The sequence below is a fragment of the Bacillus sp. FJAT-26390 genome, from assembly GCF_001682865.1.
Lineage (GTDB): Bacteria > Bacillota > Bacilli > Paenibacillales > Paenibacillaceae > Pristimantibacillus.
Window position 1 is genome coordinate 34,728 of record NZ_MAQX01000003.1, and the last position, 19,973, is coordinate 54,700.

Annotated in this window: 13 protein-coding genes; 11 read left to right on the top strand and 2 right to left on the bottom strand. The window is 45.1% G+C overall.

What is annotated here, in order from left to right:
* Positions 1-86: 86 nt before the first annotated feature.
* The 4 genes from A7975_RS09535 to A7975_RS09550 all read left to right on the top strand — a co-directional run bounded on the left by A7975_RS09535 (position 87) and on the right by A7975_RS09550 (position 5,525).
* Entirely contained in the window at positions 87-1,508 is a 1,422-nt protein-coding gene (locus A7975_RS09535; protein ID WP_065385032.1) for an aldehyde dehydrogenase family protein, read from the top strand.
* A 28-nt stretch (positions 1,509-1,536) separates the two neighbouring features.
* Positions 1,537-2,373 carry an oxidoreductase gene (locus A7975_RS09540; protein ID WP_065385033.1) on the top strand — a complete coding sequence of 279 codons (837 nt, stop codon included), beginning with the start codon at positions 1,537-1,539 and terminating at the stop codon, positions 2,371-2,373.
* Positions 2,374-2,975: 602 nt separating this feature from the next.
* Positions 2,976-3,776, top strand: coding sequence for an SDR family NAD(P)-dependent oxidoreductase (locus A7975_RS09545; protein WP_065385034.1), 801 nt, complete (start codon positions 2,976-2,978; stop codon positions 3,774-3,776).
* Between the two features lie 336 nt (positions 3,777-4,112).
* Complete coding sequence (locus tag A7975_RS09550; RefSeq protein ID WP_255314244.1) at positions 4,113-5,525, top strand: MFS transporter; 1,413 nt, start codon at positions 4,113-4,115, stop codon at positions 5,523-5,525.
* 833 nt (positions 5,526-6,358) lie between these two features.
* On the opposite strand, the gene A7975_RS09560 is transcribed toward A7975_RS09550, so the two are convergent.
* The gene (locus A7975_RS09560; RefSeq protein WP_065385037.1) at positions 6,359-6,925 is read right to left on the bottom strand and encodes a histidine phosphatase family protein; all 567 of its coding nucleotides are present in this window, start codon (positions 6,923-6,925) and stop codon (positions 6,359-6,361) included.
* Positions 6,926-7,112: 187 nt separating this feature from the next.
* On the opposite strand from A7975_RS09560, the gene A7975_RS09565 reads away from it, so the two are divergent.
* On the top strand, positions 7,113-8,384 hold the full coding sequence (locus tag A7975_RS09565) for an IS110 family RNA-guided transposase (RefSeq protein WP_065385038.1): 1,272 nt from the start codon (positions 7,113-7,115) through the stop codon (positions 8,382-8,384).
* A 1,583-nt stretch (positions 8,385-9,967) separates the two neighbouring features.
* Here the strand turns inward: A7975_RS09565 and A7975_RS34825 are convergent.
* A complete protein-coding gene (locus tag A7975_RS34825) occupies positions 9,968-10,093 on the bottom strand; it encodes a hypothetical protein (protein ID WP_255314245.1) in 126 nt (41 codons plus the stop codon).
* Positions 10,094-10,637: 544 nt separating this feature from the next.
* On the opposite strand from A7975_RS34825, the gene A7975_RS09570 reads away from it, so the two are divergent.
* The 6 genes from A7975_RS09570 (at position 10,638) to A7975_RS09595 (ending at position 19,932) form a co-directional block, all read left to right on the top strand.
* Positions 10,638-12,281, top strand: coding sequence for a helix-turn-helix domain-containing protein (locus tag A7975_RS09570; protein ID WP_065385039.1), 1,644 nt, complete (start codon positions 10,638-10,640; stop codon positions 12,279-12,281).
* Positions 12,274-14,055 (top strand): sensor histidine kinase, encoded by a 1,782-nt coding sequence (locus A7975_RS09575; RefSeq protein WP_065385040.1) that lies wholly within the window; start codon positions 12,274-12,276, stop codon positions 14,053-14,055. Before A7975_RS09570 ends, A7975_RS09575 begins: the two co-directional genes overlap by 8 nt.
* Positions 14,056-14,220: 165 nt before the next feature.
* Complete coding sequence (locus A7975_RS09580) at positions 14,221-15,162, top strand: ABC transporter permease (protein WP_065385041.1); 942 nt, start codon at positions 14,221-14,223, stop codon at positions 15,160-15,162.
* Between the two features lie 24 nt (positions 15,163-15,186).
* On the top strand, positions 15,187-16,080 hold the full coding sequence (locus A7975_RS09585; RefSeq protein ID WP_065385042.1) for a carbohydrate ABC transporter permease: 894 nt from the start codon (positions 15,187-15,189) through the stop codon (positions 16,078-16,080).
* Between the two features lie 69 nt (positions 16,081-16,149).
* Entirely contained in the window at positions 16,150-17,811 is a 1,662-nt protein-coding gene (locus tag A7975_RS09590) for an extracellular solute-binding protein (RefSeq protein WP_065385043.1), read from the top strand.
* An 87-nt stretch (positions 17,812-17,898) separates the two neighbouring features.
* Positions 17,899-19,932 (top strand): endo-alpha-N-acetylgalactosaminidase family protein, encoded by a 2,034-nt coding sequence (locus A7975_RS09595; protein WP_065385044.1) that lies wholly within the window; start codon positions 17,899-17,901, stop codon positions 19,930-19,932.
* The last annotated feature ends 41 nt before the right edge of the window (positions 19,933-19,973 follow it).

The following is a 19,973-nucleotide window of genomic DNA, read 5'->3' on the forward strand; positions in this document are numbered from 1 at the left end:
GATATTATTCCTTCTGCAAGCAATAATGTCATTCGATTTGAGGGACATTACATGATAATAAGAAAGAAGAGGTAGGTGTTTTCGAATTGAAAATTATTGATCAGATTTATATTAACGGGAAATTCATTAAGCCTTTTGGCAATGAAGAGCAGGAGCTCATTAATCCTTCAACCCAAGAAGTCATTGGGCGAGTGACTTTGGGGAACGAGGAAGATGCACGAAGAGCCATAGCCGCTGCGAAAGAAGCTTTCAAAACATTCTCGCGGACAACGTTGAAAGAACGCAGTCAAATGTTACAACGATTACATGACGCGATTATGTCAAAATCGTCGGCTATGATTGCAGCGAATATTAATGAATATGGTGCTCCAAAATTTGCAGCAATCGGTCGAGTTAAATTGGCGGCTACAAATTTTCTAGATTCGAAAGAAGCATTAGAGGATTTTGAATTCATTAAATATATTGGCAAAGCAAAGGTCGTCTCCGAACCAATCGGTGTTATAGGAATTATTACTCCATGGAATGCTACTTATTCGCAAATTACGGCTAAACTGGGTGCAGCCATTGCCGCCGGGTGTCCGGTTGTAATTAAGCCAAGTGAACTTAGCGCGATCCAAGCACAACTGATAACGGAATGTTTTCATGAGGCTGAGATTCCTGCCGGCGTCATCAATGTGGTAAACGGTTTGGGCCAGACGGTTGGCGCTGAATTGACGAGGAGTTCGGATATCTCGATGATTTCCTTTACAGGATCTACACGGGTAGGGAAAGAGATTCAAAGAGGTGCAGTGGATACGATGAAACGAGTTACATTGGAGCTAGGGGGGAAATCGCCTAATATCATTCTCGATGATGCAGATTTTGCAACAGCTATACCTACTGCTGTAAAGCAATGTTTTAATAACAATGGTCAAGCATGCGTTGCTGGGACGCGATTACTGGTTCCAGAGCATCGTCTTGATGAAGTGAAAAAACTGGTCAAAGAAGCCGTTGAAGCTATTAAAGTAGGCAATCCATGGGATGAAGATACAGATCTTGGTCCAATTGTAACCCGAAAACAATATGACCAAGTTCAACGATTTATCAAGGCAGGTATTGAAGAAGGTGCTGAACTAATCATTGGTGGAGAAGGACATCCAGATGATCTGGATGCAGGATATTTTGTTAAACCTACTGTATTTGCCAATGTAACAGAAGATATGCTGATTGCGAAGGAAGAAATCTTTGGTCCTGTATTGTCCATTTTGACTTATAAATCAGAAGATGAGGCCATTGAGATGGCGAATAATACCAATTATGGACTTGGTGCTTATTTAAGTTCTTCCAATTTAGAGAAAGCTAACGAGCTAGCATCCCGCATCGCGGCAGGTGTTGTTCTTATCAATGGAGCCGGCTTTGAAATGAAAGCTCCTTTCGGTGGCTTTAAGCAGTCCGGAATCGGCAGGGAATATGGCCTGTATGGCCTAGAGGAATGCTTAGAAACAAAAACCATTACGGGTTACAACTAATTTAATAAATTAAGGGTGATAATTCTCAATGACAAAAGTATGGCTTATTACAGGCAGCTCGCGTGGTTTCGGTCGCAGTCTCGCGGAAACTGTTTTGGCACGTGGTGATCAAGTAATCGCAACGGCCCGAAAGCCCGAGCAGCTTTCTGGTTTAGTTGAACGTTATGGGGATCAAGTTCGCACTGTGGCTCTTGACGTGACCGACCCCATACAAGCAAAAACGGCAATTCACTTCGCTATCCAATCCTTTGGACGACTAGACGTCTTAGTCAATAACGCTGGCTATGGCAATATATCATCTATTGAAGAAACGTCATATGAAGACTTTCGGGCCCAGATCGAGACTAATTTATGGGGAGTCATCAATGTCACAAAGGAAGCTTTACCCATTTTAAGAGAGCAAGGATTCGGGCATATTGTACAGTTCTCGTCAATCGGTGGTCGTACCAGCACACCTGGTCTAGCTGCTTATCAATCGGCCAAATGGGCTGTAGAAGGTTTCTCTGAGGTATTGTCAAAGGAAGTTATGCCGTTAGGGTTGAAGGTGACGATCATCGAGCCTGGAGGATTCCGAACGGATTGGGCTGGTTCATCGATGAGTCATATCGAGCCTCGTGAGGAATACAAAAACACCGTCGGTGAAATGCTGAAGCATCTACGTGAAACAACTGGAAAAGAAAATGGAGACCCTGTCAAAGCTGCGGATGCCATTATTGCTATTGTTAACAGTCAGAATCCACCGTTGAGACTTCTACTTGGTAGCGATGCGGTAGCCATTGCTCGGGCTGTCGATCTAAATAAACTGCAAGAAACGGACCGTTGGGAGAAGATCAGTATTTCCACGGACTATAATAGCCTTACATGAGTTTGATTGGAGTTGATTAGAAGGTAAATGGGTATTAACTTGACGGTTCTGGTTGTGATTGAACGCTTTATATTTCATTTAATCCAACAAGTTCTATATAAAATCTCTATATAAAAGCTAAAGGAACGGCTATGTTCGCAACATCTGCGAAAGAGCCGTTCTTCTGTTTTTCTTAGCAATATCTTTTTGAAGGAATAGTAATTCTAAGTAAGTATGTAGAAACTGCCTCAGCCTTGATTTTTAGAAAGATTAATGTTTTCAACTAAGTTTAGTTCACAAGAATTTTTTATTTCATTTTACTTTACACTTTTGGTGTCTTCACGAGTGAAGATGATAAATACAATTAAGACATAATAGACGTTTTATAAACTATTTGTTTACTTTGTTCGAGATGCATGTTATCCTTTGACTATATTGAAACGAAGGAGTGGTGCATTAAATGAAATGAAAATTTAACTACGGCATTCCGCCGCCAGGTAAGCCTACTTCGATATTGATCCGACGCTCATTTGGTCATAGGAATTATTATGTTAAGTTCATTTAGACTTTTGTTTAAATTTCCTCAAACAGTAATCAAAATAATTGAAAGAAGGTAATATACTGTGGATTTAAAATTAACTGGTAAACGTGCGCTGATTACAGGTTCTAGCAGCGGCTTAGGGATGGCTACGGCAAAGTTGCTGGCTGCGGAAGGGGCGACTGTTATTGTGCATGGTCGTGATGAGGCGCGTACAAGCACTGTCGCAGAGTACATCCGTGCTAATGGTGGTTCCGCTGTTATTGCTTTGGGTGATCTTTCTTCTGATGCTGGAGCTGATGCTGTCGCGAAGGCATCGTTGGCAGATGGTCCTGTTGACATTCTAGTCAACAATGCAGGCTTCTACCGTCACTTGTCTTGGATGGAAGCTACGGCAGATGAGTGGGCAGATACCTACAACGTCAATGTGGTTTCCGGTGTTCGCATGATTCAAAGATTGATCCCGCAAATGCGCGAACGCAATTGGGGTCGTATCATTACGATCGGAGGAGGACTTGCGCTGCAACCGATGAACACTCATCCTCAGTACAACGCAACCTTGGCTGCTCGTCACAACCTTGCGGTATCACTTGCACGCGAACTGAAAGACACTCGTATTACCTCGAACATCGTCTCACCTGGAGCGATGCTTGTAGATGCGGTAAAAGATCTAGTGGAGAGTATCGGACCAGCTCGTGGTTGGGGAGAAACATGGGACGACATTCAGCGTAATGCAGTGAACTCTCTTATCCCTAATGATCGCGGACGCTTTGGTTATCCGGATGAAATTGCTGCTGCTGTTGCATACCTCTGCAGTGATTATGCGGAATATGTCAGCGGATCTACAATTCGCGTTGATGGCGGATTGATCCGAGGTGCCTTTTAAAGAAGGAACCATCTTATTTCAGCGTAATTAATGATTAATTAGAAAACCAACCGGTCGCCGATAAATATTGTTAAATCACTCTTATCAAGAGAATAAGATTATCCGATTATCGCAAAAATAACATCCCTTACCTCTGAGTCAATTGGAAAGGGATGTTGTTTTCTTGATAAATTGATTTATTGTCTTCATGACTTTAAACATGACTTTGTCAAACCTTATGCATTGTCCAAAAATGCTGATTTTAAATTGATAAAATTAAACTTTAAGGTAGCTTCTTTAAAGGATTGAGGAATGTACCATCATTTGAAAGACACATAAATAGGAAGGAAGATGGTTTTGGGAGCATTAATTCAGCAGTCTAAACGAATCATTTTAACTATTATCATTGCTTGTCAGCTTATGATTGTGCTCGACGCCTCCATTATGATTACTGCGCTGCCTGAGATTGGTCGATCACTGCATCTGACAACGACTAACTTGACTTGGGTGCAAAATGCCTATATTTTGGCTTTCGGAGGTTTCTTGTTGCTAGGTGCTAGGGCAGGGGACATCTTGGGTCGAAGGCGTATATTCATGACAGGTATTACTTTGTTCACGTTGGCCTCTCTACTGGCCGGTTTATCTCAATCCGCAGAATGGCTTCTCGTTACTCGAGCCTTGCAAGGTATCGCAGCTGCATTAGCAGCGCCTTCAACACTCGCATTACTGTCCGTGAGCTTTGTAGAGGCCAAAGAACGATCAAAAGCGATCGCTTTATATAGTGCCGTTTCTGGAGCAGGAGGCAGTGTAGGTCTCGTCCTTGGTGGTGTGCTAACTGATTTAATCTCATGGCGATTTGGCATGTTTATTAACGTACCTATTGGGGTGGCGCTACTATTACTGGCTCCTCGGTACTTATCAGAAACCGATAGAAACACGGGACGATTTGATTTAACAGGAGCGTTATCATCCGTTATTGGAATGACCGCTCTAGTATTTGGCTTTGTGCATGCTGCTTCTAGCGGATGGGCTAATATATGGACATTAGTTTCGATTATTGCCGGGGTGGCGTCACTCATTGCTTTCTTCTTGATTGAAGCTCGTGCCGAACAACCGATTACACCACTTCGTTTGTTTGCGAGCCACGAGCGGTCTGGCAGCTATCTAGGTAGGCTCCTATTTGTAGGAGGCATGTTTTCGATGATTTTTTTCTTATCACAATTTTTGCAAAGGGTACTTGGTTTTAGTTCATTCCAAGCTGGACTTGCATTCCTCCCTATGACAGCTGTGCAGTTCGCAATGATGTACCTAATGCCATGGCTCACCTCCCGATTTGGACCGATCAGATTACTTGTGAGCGGAATAATAATAGCGATAGCAGGAATGGGCTGGTTGAGTCGTATCACTATAGAATCTCAATTTTTTCCACAAATTTTTATTCCCATGGTGATCCTTGGTATCGGGGCAGGTATTGTTTTTATTCCTTTCACTTCCTTTGGACTAGCGGGGGTAGATAAACGCGATGCGGGCGCAGCATCAGGACTTGTCAATGTTGCACATCAAATTGGTGGATCAATAGGGCTTGCTATCCTTATCACATTTTTCGAGAGAGCAATTGGCAAAGGAACGATTTCATCGAAAGGAGGGAGCCTAGAACTAGCACACGCTGTTTCAATATCCATAACCGGTTCTGTGATTTTTCTAACGTTGTCGCTTGTCGTGGTACTTCTCTTGTTATACCCATCACGCGCAACAATCAAAAATGGGTGAAAAGGTTAAAGATGATTCAAAACCAAAACTTGTGATCTCGCCAAGCCATATGTGATGTCGATCCCAGAAGACGATCCCGATCTCAGCTCAAATGTGTTAATCGTTATGTGCGACGGTCTCAAATTGGTCTGGTACCAACGTGGTTTTCATGGACATCCAGTGTCGCCAGCAACTCGGGAAAAAAAGTAGCGGGTGGCGCGGCACTCATCTATTATTTACTCAATCATGTCTTCATCTTATTCACAATCGATACCGGGATAATCCTTTATGATCCTGGTCTCCGTTTTCACCAAACAACGGTTTCCACCATTCGGTTAAGAAAGATAACTGGGTTCAAAGTTCACCAATAATTCAACGGATTTTCCTTTACGATAAAAAACGTTACGAAATGCTGGATACTGGTAGCTTGCATTAGAGGACAACATGATCATAGAATGCTTATTGCGTGATCAGATTGGTCAGCTCGCTGTGGCTTGTAGACGAACAATCCTCGCGAACTGACCAATCTGATCGACCGTTCGGACTACAAGCAAACGCTTGCCGATATGCGGTAGTCGCTTTTGATATCTACGTCGATAAAGCTTTCATTGTGATTGACTACTTTAACATGGTTTTATGGGACGCAGAGGAGGAATACCGGGTTAAGTTGTATGGAAAAAATAAAGTATTAGACCGGAGTTGTTATTTGACGGGGTTTTCGGTTTTGAAAATCGTCAGGTTCAGAGAAATAAGTTTTAGAATGAGGCATCAGAGAGCCCACAAAAAGAAACTAACCGGAAAATAAAGTATTAGACAGGGTTTAGTTGATTTAGCTAACGTATCCGTTAGCTAAATCAAAAATCCTCATTCCATAGTCTTATTACCTCTTTTAGTTCTAAATTTTCAAAACTTAATTTATAAATATCTGGTTTCTTTAATTGATTTAAAAAATCCAAACCATAACTTGAATCAAAATAATTGATCATCAAAGTCATTACAAGTCCATGTGTTCCAATAGCTATTTTTTTCCCAGAGTGTTCTTTTAATATGTTTTTTATCACTGATATCGATCTATTCTGGCAATCAGAATTAGACTCCCCGCCCGGTAAAAAATAATCAAAATCATAAAATTTCTCTTTAATAACGGACATTAAATTTCCAATAATTTCTCCAGCAAAATGCCTTTCCCTGAGATCTTCAAATGTTTCGATATCTAATCCCAAGTTTTGTGCCAATCCCTCAATACTCAGGATTGCTCGGTTATATGGGCTAGATATAATAATATCTATTCCTTCTTTTTTAAGAATTTCTGTAACTTTTTCAACATCGCCCTTGCCCTTTGTGGTGAGTCCTCTTGTTCTTTCAGTTCCTTCATCGTATGGTGATTCTGCATGCCTAACCATATAGACGATGGTGTTCATATAATCCTCCTTAAATTGAATATTCCGTCTCAAAAAGTATTCGCGAAGTCATTTAGCTATCCGGCCCGTTAGCATTCCTGTAGAGCGTTAAATTTCCGCTTTGCATAAAAACGAGCGCCTCGGTACGATGGAAGTACGCAACGGGTCATAGCCCTAAAAATTCCATCATCCAGGAGGTCGCTCTACTATGAAGTTTAAATCGCAAGCGAGACAAAATCAACTCATTGAAAAAATTACTGCTCAGCATTTAGTTGTCGGGATCGACATCGCCCAGCAGATGCATGTTGCACGCGCTGTAAATTTTCGTGGCATCATCATCGGAGACCACTTATCCTTTTCTAATGACGAGGAGGGGTTTCACAATCTTTTGCTATGGATTCAAAAGCTGCCAACCACCCATCGTTTAAGCGCCGCCATCGTCGGGATGGAACCAACTGGGCATTACTGGCTTAACTTCTCTCGGTGGCTCACAGAACACCATTTTGAAGTCGTTTTAGTCAATCCACATCTCGTCAAAAAGAACAAAGAGAATCGCGACAATACGCCCTCAAAGAGTGACCGGAAGGATGCTCTCGTTATCGCCGACATGGTCAAGAACGGTTACTACTTGGTATCACGCAAGACCCCCCAAGCCTTCGAGGATCTACGTGTGCTTCTCTCTAACCGTGACTTCGTCGTCAAACGACTTGTTAGTGCCAAAAACCAGATCCACCGCTGGGTTGACGTCGTTTTCCCTGAACTACGTCACGTGTTCAAAGACATCACATGTGTCGGCTCCATCGCTACGCTTCGCCTCTTCCCTACTCCAGCGGAGCTCAGTAAACTACAACCTCAGAACCTGATTCAGGGATGGAAAACCATCATGAAACGGCACTGTGGTGCTAGAAAAGCAAAAGCACTCATCGAGTTGGCCAACCATTCTGTAGGATCTCAATCAGCTTCGCATTACTACAAGCTTCACTTGAATCAATTGCTCGCCGAGTACGATCTTGCTTGCGAACAGCTAGAGGTTGTGGAGAAGGAAATTTCAACCGTATTAGAACGTATTCCCTTTGCAAAATACATCCTCACTATTAAAGGGATTAGTGTCATTTCATTAGCTGGTATTTTGGGTGAGGCTGGGGACTTAAGCGGATTTGTTCACGGTAATGCTTTGCTGCGCCATGCCGGACTTAACCTCGCAGAAGCGAGCTCAGGCAAATGGACCGGGCAGATGAAGATTAGCAAACGCGGACGATCCCGCCTTCGCCGCTTCCTCTTCATGGCTACTATGAGTTTGGTCATGAACAATTCGGAGTTTCAAGCGATGCATGCATACAATGTGCAATTCAAGAAGATGAAGAAAATGAGGTCCATTATGAAACTATGCGGTAAATTGGCTAGAATACTAGTCGGGATGGCGCGCAGCGGCAAAGCCTATATGCCACAAAAAACGTTACCGCTCTTGCAAGCAGCTTAGCCCAACAACCCGTTTCGTTGTACGAGTTTTGGCTTATTCGCAGGATTTCAAAGAAAGCACAGAGTACCGGATTCATTAAACCAAAGGGCACCGACCCGTACGGCACTGACCCGTTAAGACATGGGAGTGAAAACCTCCAAGGGCGGCGTGGAGAATGCGTGCAGTAATTGGAAGTAAATGGGGCGACAATAATCCCCCTTTATTCCCGTGCGTCTTCAAACAGAGTCATTAAATGATGTACAGAACCAGGGGGAGGAACATTTCTAGATTACTCCCTTAAAATACAAATAAGTTCGCGAGGCATTAGGGAGATGGTCTAAAAAGGCGCATATCAGATAGAGGAACTTAGTTCATTGGGCTTATTCGTCGGCCGAGGGACCGTAGATGTCTGGCACCGGAATATCGAGAAGCCGCAAGTATACCCGATCTGGTTGTTTTCCAGGCTGGGATGATATGACCGATCTTAGCTATATAAAGATATGGCTCATTGCACATCATCCCCTGTATCTTATAAAGGAAAAAGCTATGAAATCATGTTTTAACTAATGAAAATTACATTTCAAATACTTTTTCAAAGGATTCATCTAGCGAGTATGTGTTCGCACGAATTCTTTCAGGCCGTATACGCTTGCCAGTAAAATTGTGCTGAAATGAAAGACGTTCTGCGTTAAGATAGATAGCGTTCCCTATTTTATGTAAAAGAAGAGAGACCTGTTTTATGTGGAGTCCCATCAAAGAACGCTTTCGGCAGTCGACCTTGCGTGCAAAACTGATACTCGCTTTTGTTTTTGAATGATTTAGGGGGAAACCATCAATGCTAATGCGTGTTTTTTACTCTTTCATGTTTTGTGGGGAATGGTGATTGAAAAAATATTGTTTTCGGCGGCATATTATTTATTTTTGAAAGGTCTTTCCGTAAGGCGTTCCTCGATCTGAAAAAGCTTGTGCATGACTTTCTCCTTTAGATACATCTAATCCAATGACAGGGTTCATTCCACCACTCCCGATATTATATTCGCCGGCAACCCCTAACCTTCTTGTCGTCCACATTATCGCATGTGATTCGGGATCGTGTCCCAACCAGCCTAATCATGGTTTAACAAGTAGGGGAGATGAACTGTATAGCTCTCGGGATCTAGCTCCCACAGGCAGAAACGTTAGATCCCCGGCTACCGCTATCTTACGATTACACAAAAATGAGGTCCACCAGAAAGATCTGGTGACCTCATAATACGAACGGGCAGAATAGTTCCAAAATGTAGTAAAATTTAAACAATGACTACATTGATAATCCAATGGGAATAAAACGGGTTTGATAGTATCTGGAGGAACGTTGATCTGGCTGTCGTTCCTGACAGGAGGATTTGGATTAATAGATTAAAGTCGAAGAGGGACTAGTCAGCAGTCCCTCTTTTTAACGATTTTACGATCAGCAACGTTATCAAAATCTCCGGTTCGCTCATCATTCGCATTGACGACATTGTACAGGGAGATCGAACCCGATTAACCTAGTTGCTGCGAACCATTAAACCACACGGATGTGATCGACAAGGTATCCGAGATATTGGTTGTCGGATCACCGTTTACGAGAATAAGGTCAGCGCGCGCACCTTCGGTAATACGGCCCCAAAGGGCTTGCCTTTGTCAAAGAAGACTTGTCCATCACTACTTTTACCTTTAGAAATATCCAGACCAATGTCTGGATTCATAAACACTCTCCCTCTCATAAATATTGCCGGTAACCTAAGAACTGCTCATAGTTCCACAACATCGCTTGTTATGCGAGATCTATTCGTCTCAACCAGCTTAAACATGGTTTTTACAAGTAGGGGGCGATCAGTTTTAGCGACGGGTTCAGACCCAGGGGAACGACCGATCTGCCCCGGCTACTAACAAATACACCACCAAAATAAAAAGTGGTCAACCAGTAATAACTGGCTGACCTTATAATACGACGGGAAACGATAGTTAAAACATAAAGGGTTCCACATATTAGTCATGCATAATATGTAGAACCCTTTATTTTATTTGATTTCCTTAAGTTTAGGTCTTGATAATTTTCAGTCTAGAAATTTATTTCTTCAAACAACGATATCGAAGCTTCTTTAACGTATCCGAGCGATTTTACAAGTACCCATTATACACTCAGTAATTCCCATGAGAGTTACCCTATACGCTTCAGACGGAACTGACTGCACATTTTCGTTAAAATCGAGTATAATCGGTTCGTAATCGGAAAGCGAGGTGGATGTTATGAATAAATTGCTTATCGTTGAAGACGAGAAGGATATTCGCAATGGTTTGCTCAGGCATGAGATATGGAATGAATTGGGCTTCGAACGGCTATATGAAGCAGATGACGGATATACGGCTATAGAGATGATTAAGGAGGTTCCTGATATTAGTCTCGTTATTACGGATATCCGAATGAAAAACTTGTCCGGTCTCGAATTTATACAGAAGCTGTACGAGGAGCTTTCATTTGACGGTAAAGTTATCATAATAAGCGGCTACGATGATTTTCAGTACGCGCGCAAGGCGATGAGCTATGGAGTAGTCGATTTCTTACTTAAGCCGGTCAACATGGCGGAGCTGAGGGAAGTCGTTATCAAAGCGTTGCTACTCCTACAGCAAGAGGAGAAACGCCAGAGCAGCCTTAGCATGATAGAAGGCGCTATGCCGAAGCTCAGGGAAAGAATGCTACAGGAAATGGTTGATCGCTCGGCGAGCGTAAGCCCGGTTCCGCCCAATAAGCAATTGCTGGACCAATATGACATCGGCTGGATCGGCTCAGACAAGTTGGTTATTCTGCTGCTAGAAGCTAATAATCTGAAGTCGTATGCGAATCCGGGACTCTCTTCTAAGGAACAGAATAGAATCATGTTTGCAATCGGTAACGTGCTGGAGCATTCGCTGAAGGAACATGCCGCGCATGCCGGAAACTATGTGCTGTTCCGCATGATGCCGGGGGACAAATGGATTGGTATCTTTGGCGTTCAGCCAAACGCGCTTTCTGCATTTGAATACTGGATTCGAGAATTCAAATCGACAATGGCCGCCCGGATTAAAAAGTACGTTAAAGTAAGCGCAACAATCATGATTTCGTCCCAAGGAAACTTAAACTCGCTGCCGGAGCTGTACAAGGAATCGCTCGACAAACTGACCCAGGCCAGAATATACGGAGACGTAGAATCGGAAGGGGAGCTGGAGCTTGAATCGGCCAATTTGTTCAGGGATGTTGATCTTCTGCTCGAGCCTAAGGCGTTAGCGGACTTGCTCAAGCATGGAGAAGAACATGATGTGCGGGAGGCCGTGTTGCAGTTTCCCGTTATGATTCGCGAGTGGGGCGTCGGTATGATGCGCGATTTACACCATCATGTATTTGAATGGCTGTTGGAGGTTTTCGATGAGGCTAGACGGATGGGCTGGAAGAACGAGGAGTGGAAAAGGAAACCGCTCCTCTTATGGGAGAAGATTGAAGCTTTCGATACGATTCAAGCTCTCCAACAGTTGGTGCTGGACAGCTTGTTGCAGGTGAACTCTGGGCTGCAAGGGAGTTCCCGCAATCAAATTTTGCAAAAGGCGGAGCAATATATACGGGAGCATTATTCGGAGCCGATCACGGTGCAGACGATAGCGGATCACGTCTTTGTGTCGCCGGAGTGGCTCAGCACCTTGTTTAAAAAAAACGTCGGCATGACGTTCCTGGATTATGTCACTCATCTAAGAATGGAAAAAGCAAAGCTGCTGTTACAGGACGTTTCTATGAAAATCTATCAAATCAGCAACGAGGTCGGCTACCGAGACACCGTGTATTTCTCCAAGCTGTTCAAAAAGAATTTCGGCTGCACGCCGAGGGAATATCGAAACATGAAGGGGATAGACGGTGATGATTAAGCGTCTGATCAGCTATCCGATGTCAATGAGGTATCGGTTTATGTTCGTGTTTTTTATTCTGATCGTCGTTCCGTTCGTGCTCGTTGGCTATATCGCCTTATCCAATTCAGAGAAGACGATTTATGCCAGCAATCTTGATTCCGTCGTGCAATCGGGCAAAAACTTGGACCAGTTTTTTTATTATGTCATGAACGAGCAGGATAAAATTATGGCGTCGGATGATATGCAGGCGCTGTTCAATCCCATGCTTAATGACCCGCAAGACGAGATCGGCTACACCAACAAGCTGATTTCATTTACCGATACCCTCAATTATTCCAATCGATTGTTTAAGATTCGATTGTTTCCGCTCGATCCTTCGGAGCATCCGACCTATATGAAATCGACGTATCGGTCTATCGATATGAAGGAGGTTCCATGGTTTGCTGATATCGCGACGAATGGCCGTTCGTTCTGGAAAGTATTCGAAACCGCGGATCATCCCAGCTTGTTCGTTCAGGCCACGCTCGGCAGCGTTAAGAGACTCCACAGCTTATCGACCTTTGAGCCGCTTGGCATCGTCATTATGGAGATCAGGCCGTCGATTCTGGCGGAATTTATTGATCCGGTGAAGCAATTCGACAATCAGAGGCTGATGTTAATCAATAAAAATAATCAGATCATCTATAGCACGGATAATCAGTACGGAAGCATCGATAAAGACTTGTGGCAAGTGCTCGAACGTCCGCTTGTTTCAAAAACGATGGATTACGAAGGATTAAAATCGCTTGTAAACGTTTCCGCCATACTGAGAGATGAGCTTAGGTTGGTCAGCATCGTGCCGCTCAAAGATCTGAACAATCCGGTTGCCGTGCTTAATAAGCTGACCGTGGCGTTTCTCGTTTTTTATTTTTTGTTATCTTTGTTTCTAGCGGGGTATATTACGATCAAATATACGAATCCGATTTCCTTGCTCGTTCGGCAAATGAAAATATTGGCCAGAAACAATTTCAAGGAAGACGCGATAACCAATTCGAAGCTGGTCGAAAGAAGCGATGAGGTAGGATGGCTTTATCGTAGTATGAGCAATATGATCCGGGAAATTAACAAGTTGCTCAAGGAAACAAAAGAATCAGAAAAGAGAAAAAAACAGCTTGAATTCCAAGTGCTGGCTTACCAGATCAATCCTCACTTTCTGTATAATACACTGGATACGATACGTTGGAAGGCTGAAGCCCATCATATCGACGAAATCAGCGAAATCGTCAGTTCCCTAGGCTCTTTGTTCCGCCTTAGCTTGAACGGGGGAAAGGAATTGACGACCGTGCGAAGAGAGCTGGAGCTACTGGCATCGTATATTCATATCGAGAAAGTTAGGCAGTCGAGTCTGGTTCGCATCATGTACCGGATAGAAGAGGAAATTCAGCATCTGCCGTTCATGCGTCTTGTCCTTCAGCCGCTGGTGGAAAACGCGATTCGGCATGGTATTGCGGATAAGGGCGATGCGGGAATGATTCTTGTTCAAGGCAGCCTCGAGAAGGGCGGCATTTGCTTCCGGATCACCGACAATGGACCGGGAATTCCGGATGATATCAGGCTAACCTTGCTTGATAACGCTAGAGAAACGAGGATCGACTTCGAAGGAGGATTGGGACTGATTAATGTGCATGAGCGTTTAAGGCATTACTTCGGAGAGTCCTACGGATTGGAGATTGAAAGCGAGAAAGACAGAGGAACGACGATTGTTCTTCTGCATCCCGTATTGCCGCTGAATACGACGGATCTAGATATTTAACGCTCGGATGCAAGCGAAAGCAGGACGTCCTCCATTTAATGGAGGGCGTTTTTTTTAGAAATGATGAAAATCCGATTGATTGGTTTTGTATCAGTAAAGCTTAGACTTGTCTCATAGGCAGCTCGGAGAACTCATAGTATTCTTTTTACAGGAGGGGAACGCGCAATGATGGAGCTGGAAGCAGCAAGGAAACGAAGGAATAATCGAACTTGGAACCTATTTAAATCTCAAATTACACTGCAAATGATGATTTTACCATGCATACTGTTTCTCGTTATATTCGCTTATATTCCGCTCGCGGGCAATATAATCGCTTTTCAGGACTTCAAGATCACGTCCGGATTTACAGGGAGCGAATTTGTCGGATTTAAAAATTTCGCGGAGATGTTTTCGGACCCGAATTTTTATATGGCGATGCGAAACACGGTCATTTTGAGCCTGCTATATTTGTTGGTGGTCTTTCCAGTGCCGTTGCTGTTCGCGTTGCTAATCCATGAAATTCCGTTTTTGCGGTTTAAAAAGCTCGTGCAAACGACAAGCTACTTGCCCCATTTTATTTCCTTTGCAATGGTTGCGTCCATGTGGATTATTTTGCTCGACAACAAAGGATTGGTTAATCAATCGCTGCTGTTGCTGGAGATGATCCAGCATCCAATTGAGTTTTGGACGGAGCCCGGACTGTTCCGGCCGCTCTCCACGCTCGTTAGTATTTGGAAGGAGACGGGCTGGAGCGCCATTATATTCTTGGCAGCCATCGCCGGCATTAATCCGGATCTCTATGAGGCGGCTACGATGGACGGGGCAGGCCGAATCAAAAAGATGATCCATATAACGCTGCCCAATCTCGTTCCGTTATTCGCCATTTTATTCATTCTGAAGATTGGCACCTTGTTCAGCGGAAATCTCGATCATTCTATCTTGCTCGGCAATTCGTTTAACAAAGAAACGTCGTACGTAATCGAATATTATTCCCTGCAAATGGGGCTCGAACTCACCCGGTATTCATATGCTACGGCCGTCAGTTCGTTCCAGGCCGTCTTGTCTCTGGTTCTTGTATTGTTCGCTAACTGGTTTTCCGGCAAAGTATCCGGCAACCGATTGTTTTAATTCTACTGCATGGGAGTGACTGCGATGCGTTCATCCATTAAGCTAACGCTGGAAGATAAGGTTGTGAACGTTACCGTCATAATCATTGGCATTATTGCTTTTCTGGCGACCTTTTATCCGCTTTATTACTTGCTCATCTATTCTTTAAATGATCCAGTCGATGCGGCCAGCGGCCAGCTATATCTGTTCCCGAGACAATTTACATGGTCCAACTATAGCGTCATTTTTCAAGACGAGCAGCTGCTCCATTCTTTTCTCGTCACGGTAGCCCGTACTTTGCTCGGCACACTAACCGGCGTGCTGTTTACGGCAATAGGCGCCTATGCGCTATCAAAGGAGCGGCTGCTGTTTAGAAAGGTGTATTCCTTGGTTGGACTGGTTACTATGTACGTAAGCGGCGGCTTAATTCCAACCTATCTTCTGCTGCAAAAGCTGCATCTTCTTAATTCCTTCTGGGTGTACATCATTCCGGCGATGTTCAATATATTCAATGCGCTACTGTTTATGGCCTTTTTCCGGCAGATGCCGAATGAGCTGGAGGAATCGGCCAAAGTGGACGGCGGAGGCGACTTTTACATTTTCATGCGAATCATTCTCCCGCTCTCCAAGCCGGTGCTGGCTACCGTTTCCTTGTTTGTCGCGGTTAATCATTGGAACGATTGGTTTAGTTCCGCTTACTTTGTTTCTAATCAGGAGCTATGGACGCTGCCTACGATTATCGTGCGCATGTTGTCCGACACGGCCATTATAGACAATATGCAGAACTTGCCGCCCAATATGCGGTTGGATCCGTTATCGACATTGCTGGCTATCAAATACGCAACATTAATCGTTACTATTTTACCGATTACGCTCGTCTATCCTTTCATACAGAAGTATTTTGTGCAGGGTATGATGGTTGGAGCTATCAAAGCTTAGTTGCGGTATCGAAGGATTGTCTTCGGCAAGCCTATGATATATAGAAAAAATCAGGGGAGGACGTTTTCAATGAAAAGATCGTTAAGAAGCTTGTCCGCGTTGCTGATTGTCAGTCTGTTAATCTCCGTGTTCGCGGGATGCGCAAACAATAACAACGGCGGCGCAACGCCGGAAACATCGGCCGAACCGCCCGCGGACAATGGGCAAGCCAGCGATTCACCGTTGACACTTGATTTGTATTCCGATCGGGCTTGGTACAGCGATTGGACCGGTGCGGGAGCGAAGAGGATTACAGAAAAGACCGGAATCAGCTTTAATGTCAAGAAGCCTGTACAAGACGACGGCGACGGCAAAGATATTTCGCTCATGATCGCAAGCAACAGCTTGCCGGACATTATGGTCGTTGACAGAGGAAACAAGATGCTTCAGCAATTGGTCGAAGGCAATTATTTGTATTCTCTGGATGAGTTGATCGAGCAGTATGCACCTAACCTGCGTAGCATCCTGAACGAGCAGTACGGCGAGGAGCTGCTCGCCAATTTCAAGGAAGAAGACGGCAAAACCTATAAGCTCATTTCTGGCTATCAAACGACAAAGTATTTGGATGAAGCGAAACTAAACGCCGGTCTGGCGCCGGTCTGGCTGCCGCAATTCGTCGTCCGCAAAGATTATTACGATGAGATCGGCCGTCCTGACACTTCAAGCCCGGACAAATTTTTGGCCGCGCTTGAGCAAATGGCTAAAAATCATCCCGACAAAATTCCTTACCTGGGCGACAAGGGGCAGCATTCGAACGATCTGGGCTGGTTCCTACCTCAATTCGGAATCGCGGACTATTATTTAAACGGAGAGACCGTCCAACATAAAATCAAAGATCCGCAGTGGAAAGAAATGGTGAAGTTCGCCTTCAAGATGGCCGGCAAGGGATTGCTGACAAAGGAATCATTTGTTAATACCGGAGAAGTTACCGCGCAAAAGGTGGCGGCAGGCGACGTGATCGTATCGGCGTTGAACTCGGCAGCGAAAAACAACACGCCTCCAAAGGATAATCCGGACACCAGCTTTGAAATGCTGTCCCCCTTCTCGAGCTATATGTATCCGACCATTCCGAAAGGATGGATGGCGCTTGTCATTCCGAAAAGCAATAAAAATCCGGAGCGTACGATGAAATTATTGGAATATGCGGCCTCCAAAGAAGGTCAGGCCGACTTTTTCTTCGGCGTGGAGGGGACGGGAGTAGAGGCGTTCAAAGATTTGGAGAACGGACCGCACTTCTACTATGACAAATCGACGGTGAACAACTATTTCCCGCAAGGCAAACCGACATTTACAACTGGATTCAACGATGCGTTGAACAAGGATTGGGGCGGCACGTGGAAACAGGCTGGGCTCGGCGAGCCGATTATGCTGGTGGCGAATTGGGCCGTTTCGAATACCGTATTCTGGAATCCGCAAGATCAGGAGAAACTGGCTTATGATCAATTAATGGCTCCGAAGATGAAGTTTTTCCCTGAATTCAATTTTGTCATCGACAGCGCAAGCGAGCTTGGCGTCATAGAGGCGAAAATAAATACGCTGAGAAGCGACTATTTGCCAAAGCTCGTTTTCGCGGAATCCGAAGAAGAGTTCGAATCCGTCTTCAGCTTTGTTCTGGACAAGTCGGAAGAGCTCGGGATTGCCAAGCTGGAGGCAGAATATACGAAGCAGTATGCCGACAATATAGCAAAATAAAACAAGTATCGACATTGATGTGACCAAGGAGAGGGGCGGCGGGCTTGATGCGTTCCTCTCCTTGGTCATTGGGCGGGAGGCCATGGCATGTTTCTATTGGAGAATGATCATTTATTGGTGGGGTTGTACGATTGGCCGGGGATCAGGCGATACGCACACAAGGATACCGGAATCGGGATGAACGGAAGTGGTCCGGAAGGAAAATGGGCCTTGAACGGAAGCGTGAAGTCGTGGGAAGAGTGGGAGATTGAGGCCAGACAGCTTCCCGAGCGGTCAGTTGTTTCTTACGACATGAAATTAAAAAGCAACGATTTGAGACTATCGGTCATCTTCCGTCTGGAGCAAAACGAAGTATCCGTGCATCTGCAAGTGAAAGAAGATACCGAGCAATGGTTGGAGCGGATCGATTGGATTGATCAGCCCTTGCTTGCATGCACGAACAGTGGCTTCTCTTATGCCCGGACAGAAATTCATCCGAAAAGCTGGAAGCTGATACCCGGCGGGGGCAGAGGATTGTACGATCGAAAGCAGATCAAGGATAAAATTGGCTATGCCGTTCCCGACCGCCATGACGTACCGACGATGCATTCCTGTTTGTTCAATGGCGAGCTTTGTTGCTTCGTGCATACCAACTATCCGGTTATTCCTCTTCTTAGCAAAGCGTCGGGCGGCGGCCATTACTCGGAGCGGTCGGATGCGTACGCCATTTCTCCGAATACGTACCAATACCGCGTGCGTGGACAAGCGATGGAGCCTCTTGAGATGAGCATCGTTTTTTTGACGGACGGCAACGGCGACGGCAAGGCGGACGAATGCGACTACCAGTTGTGGCTGAATCGACAGTTTCCGGATGCGAACCCGATCTACAAGGAAGCGATCTGGTACAAGGTGTTTTGCGCTGAGAGAAAACGAGGCGTTCTTACAACTTTCCGGGAAACGCTGGACATTATACGTCAAGTTCACCATATTACCGGTGGGATTCCCCAAATCGTTTACTTGGTCGGCTGGCAATTTGACGGCCACGATACAGGGTATCCGTCGCTGAACCGAATTAATCCGAAGCTGGCCGTAAATCCGGACAGAGCGGGCGAAGAGTTGGCGGAGCTAGTTCAAACGGCTAAGAAGGAATACGCATGCACGGTCAGTTATCACATAAACGTTGACGATGCTTATGACGATTCGCCGGACTGGAATCCGGATATTTTGAGCCGCGATCCGGACGGCGCGGCACGCGTCTGGTTGGACTTGGATCAGCGGGTGTACCACATTTCGCATTCGAAGGATGTGGAGAGCGGTCATGCGTTTGCTCGACTGGACGAATTTCTTAAGCTCGTGCCCGTGGAGCGGACGGTGCATCTGGATGCATTCCGCAACACGAATGCAAGCTGGGACGGCGACGGATATATCGGTCCCATGGAAGAGCTTGTCTGCGGAATGAAACCGATTATCGCGTATTTCAAAGAAAGAGGGATCGACGTATCCACGGAAGGCCAAAACGGCATGCCAATCGAGGATGCGGGCGTATTCAGCGCATATTGGCATTTCTCCCCGTCCCAGATGTATCACGGGAAAATCGTCGGCGGAGGCAGCGTGGACATGAACGCAATCGCATGGGGCAAAGGCGCTTCGATCGATGCGGATATTTTGTACCGAGGCGAGCCTACCCGTCTCGAAGGTGAAATGGTAAAATCGGCCTCCTTTGATTCAAATTGGAATCAAATCGTGGATATCCTCTATTTGGGATCGATGCTTTATCGCTTTTATTTGGCTAGGGAAATGGTCGAAATGCGCGAGGACGAGCACACCGTTATGATGCGGTTCGGCGACGGCGTGACGATGATGGCGGACAAAGGGGCGAATCGCCTCGCGGTTACCTGGGGAGATCTTGTGATCGCAGACAACGACGACCGTTTCATCCCGATAGATAATCGGATATATGCATACAGCAGGCATGGGAGCGAACGAGCATGGACACTTCCGCGGACTTGGCAAGGGATGAAGTATCAAGCCTATCGCCTAACGAAAGACGGCCGCGAACTCTATGATGATTATACCGCCGAGGACAGATCGATTCGGATCAAGCTTGAGCCACATGTTCCAGTGATATTGGAATTAATATAAATAGATAGGAAGTTCTGTTGTTGGTGTGAGGAGAGGGAGGT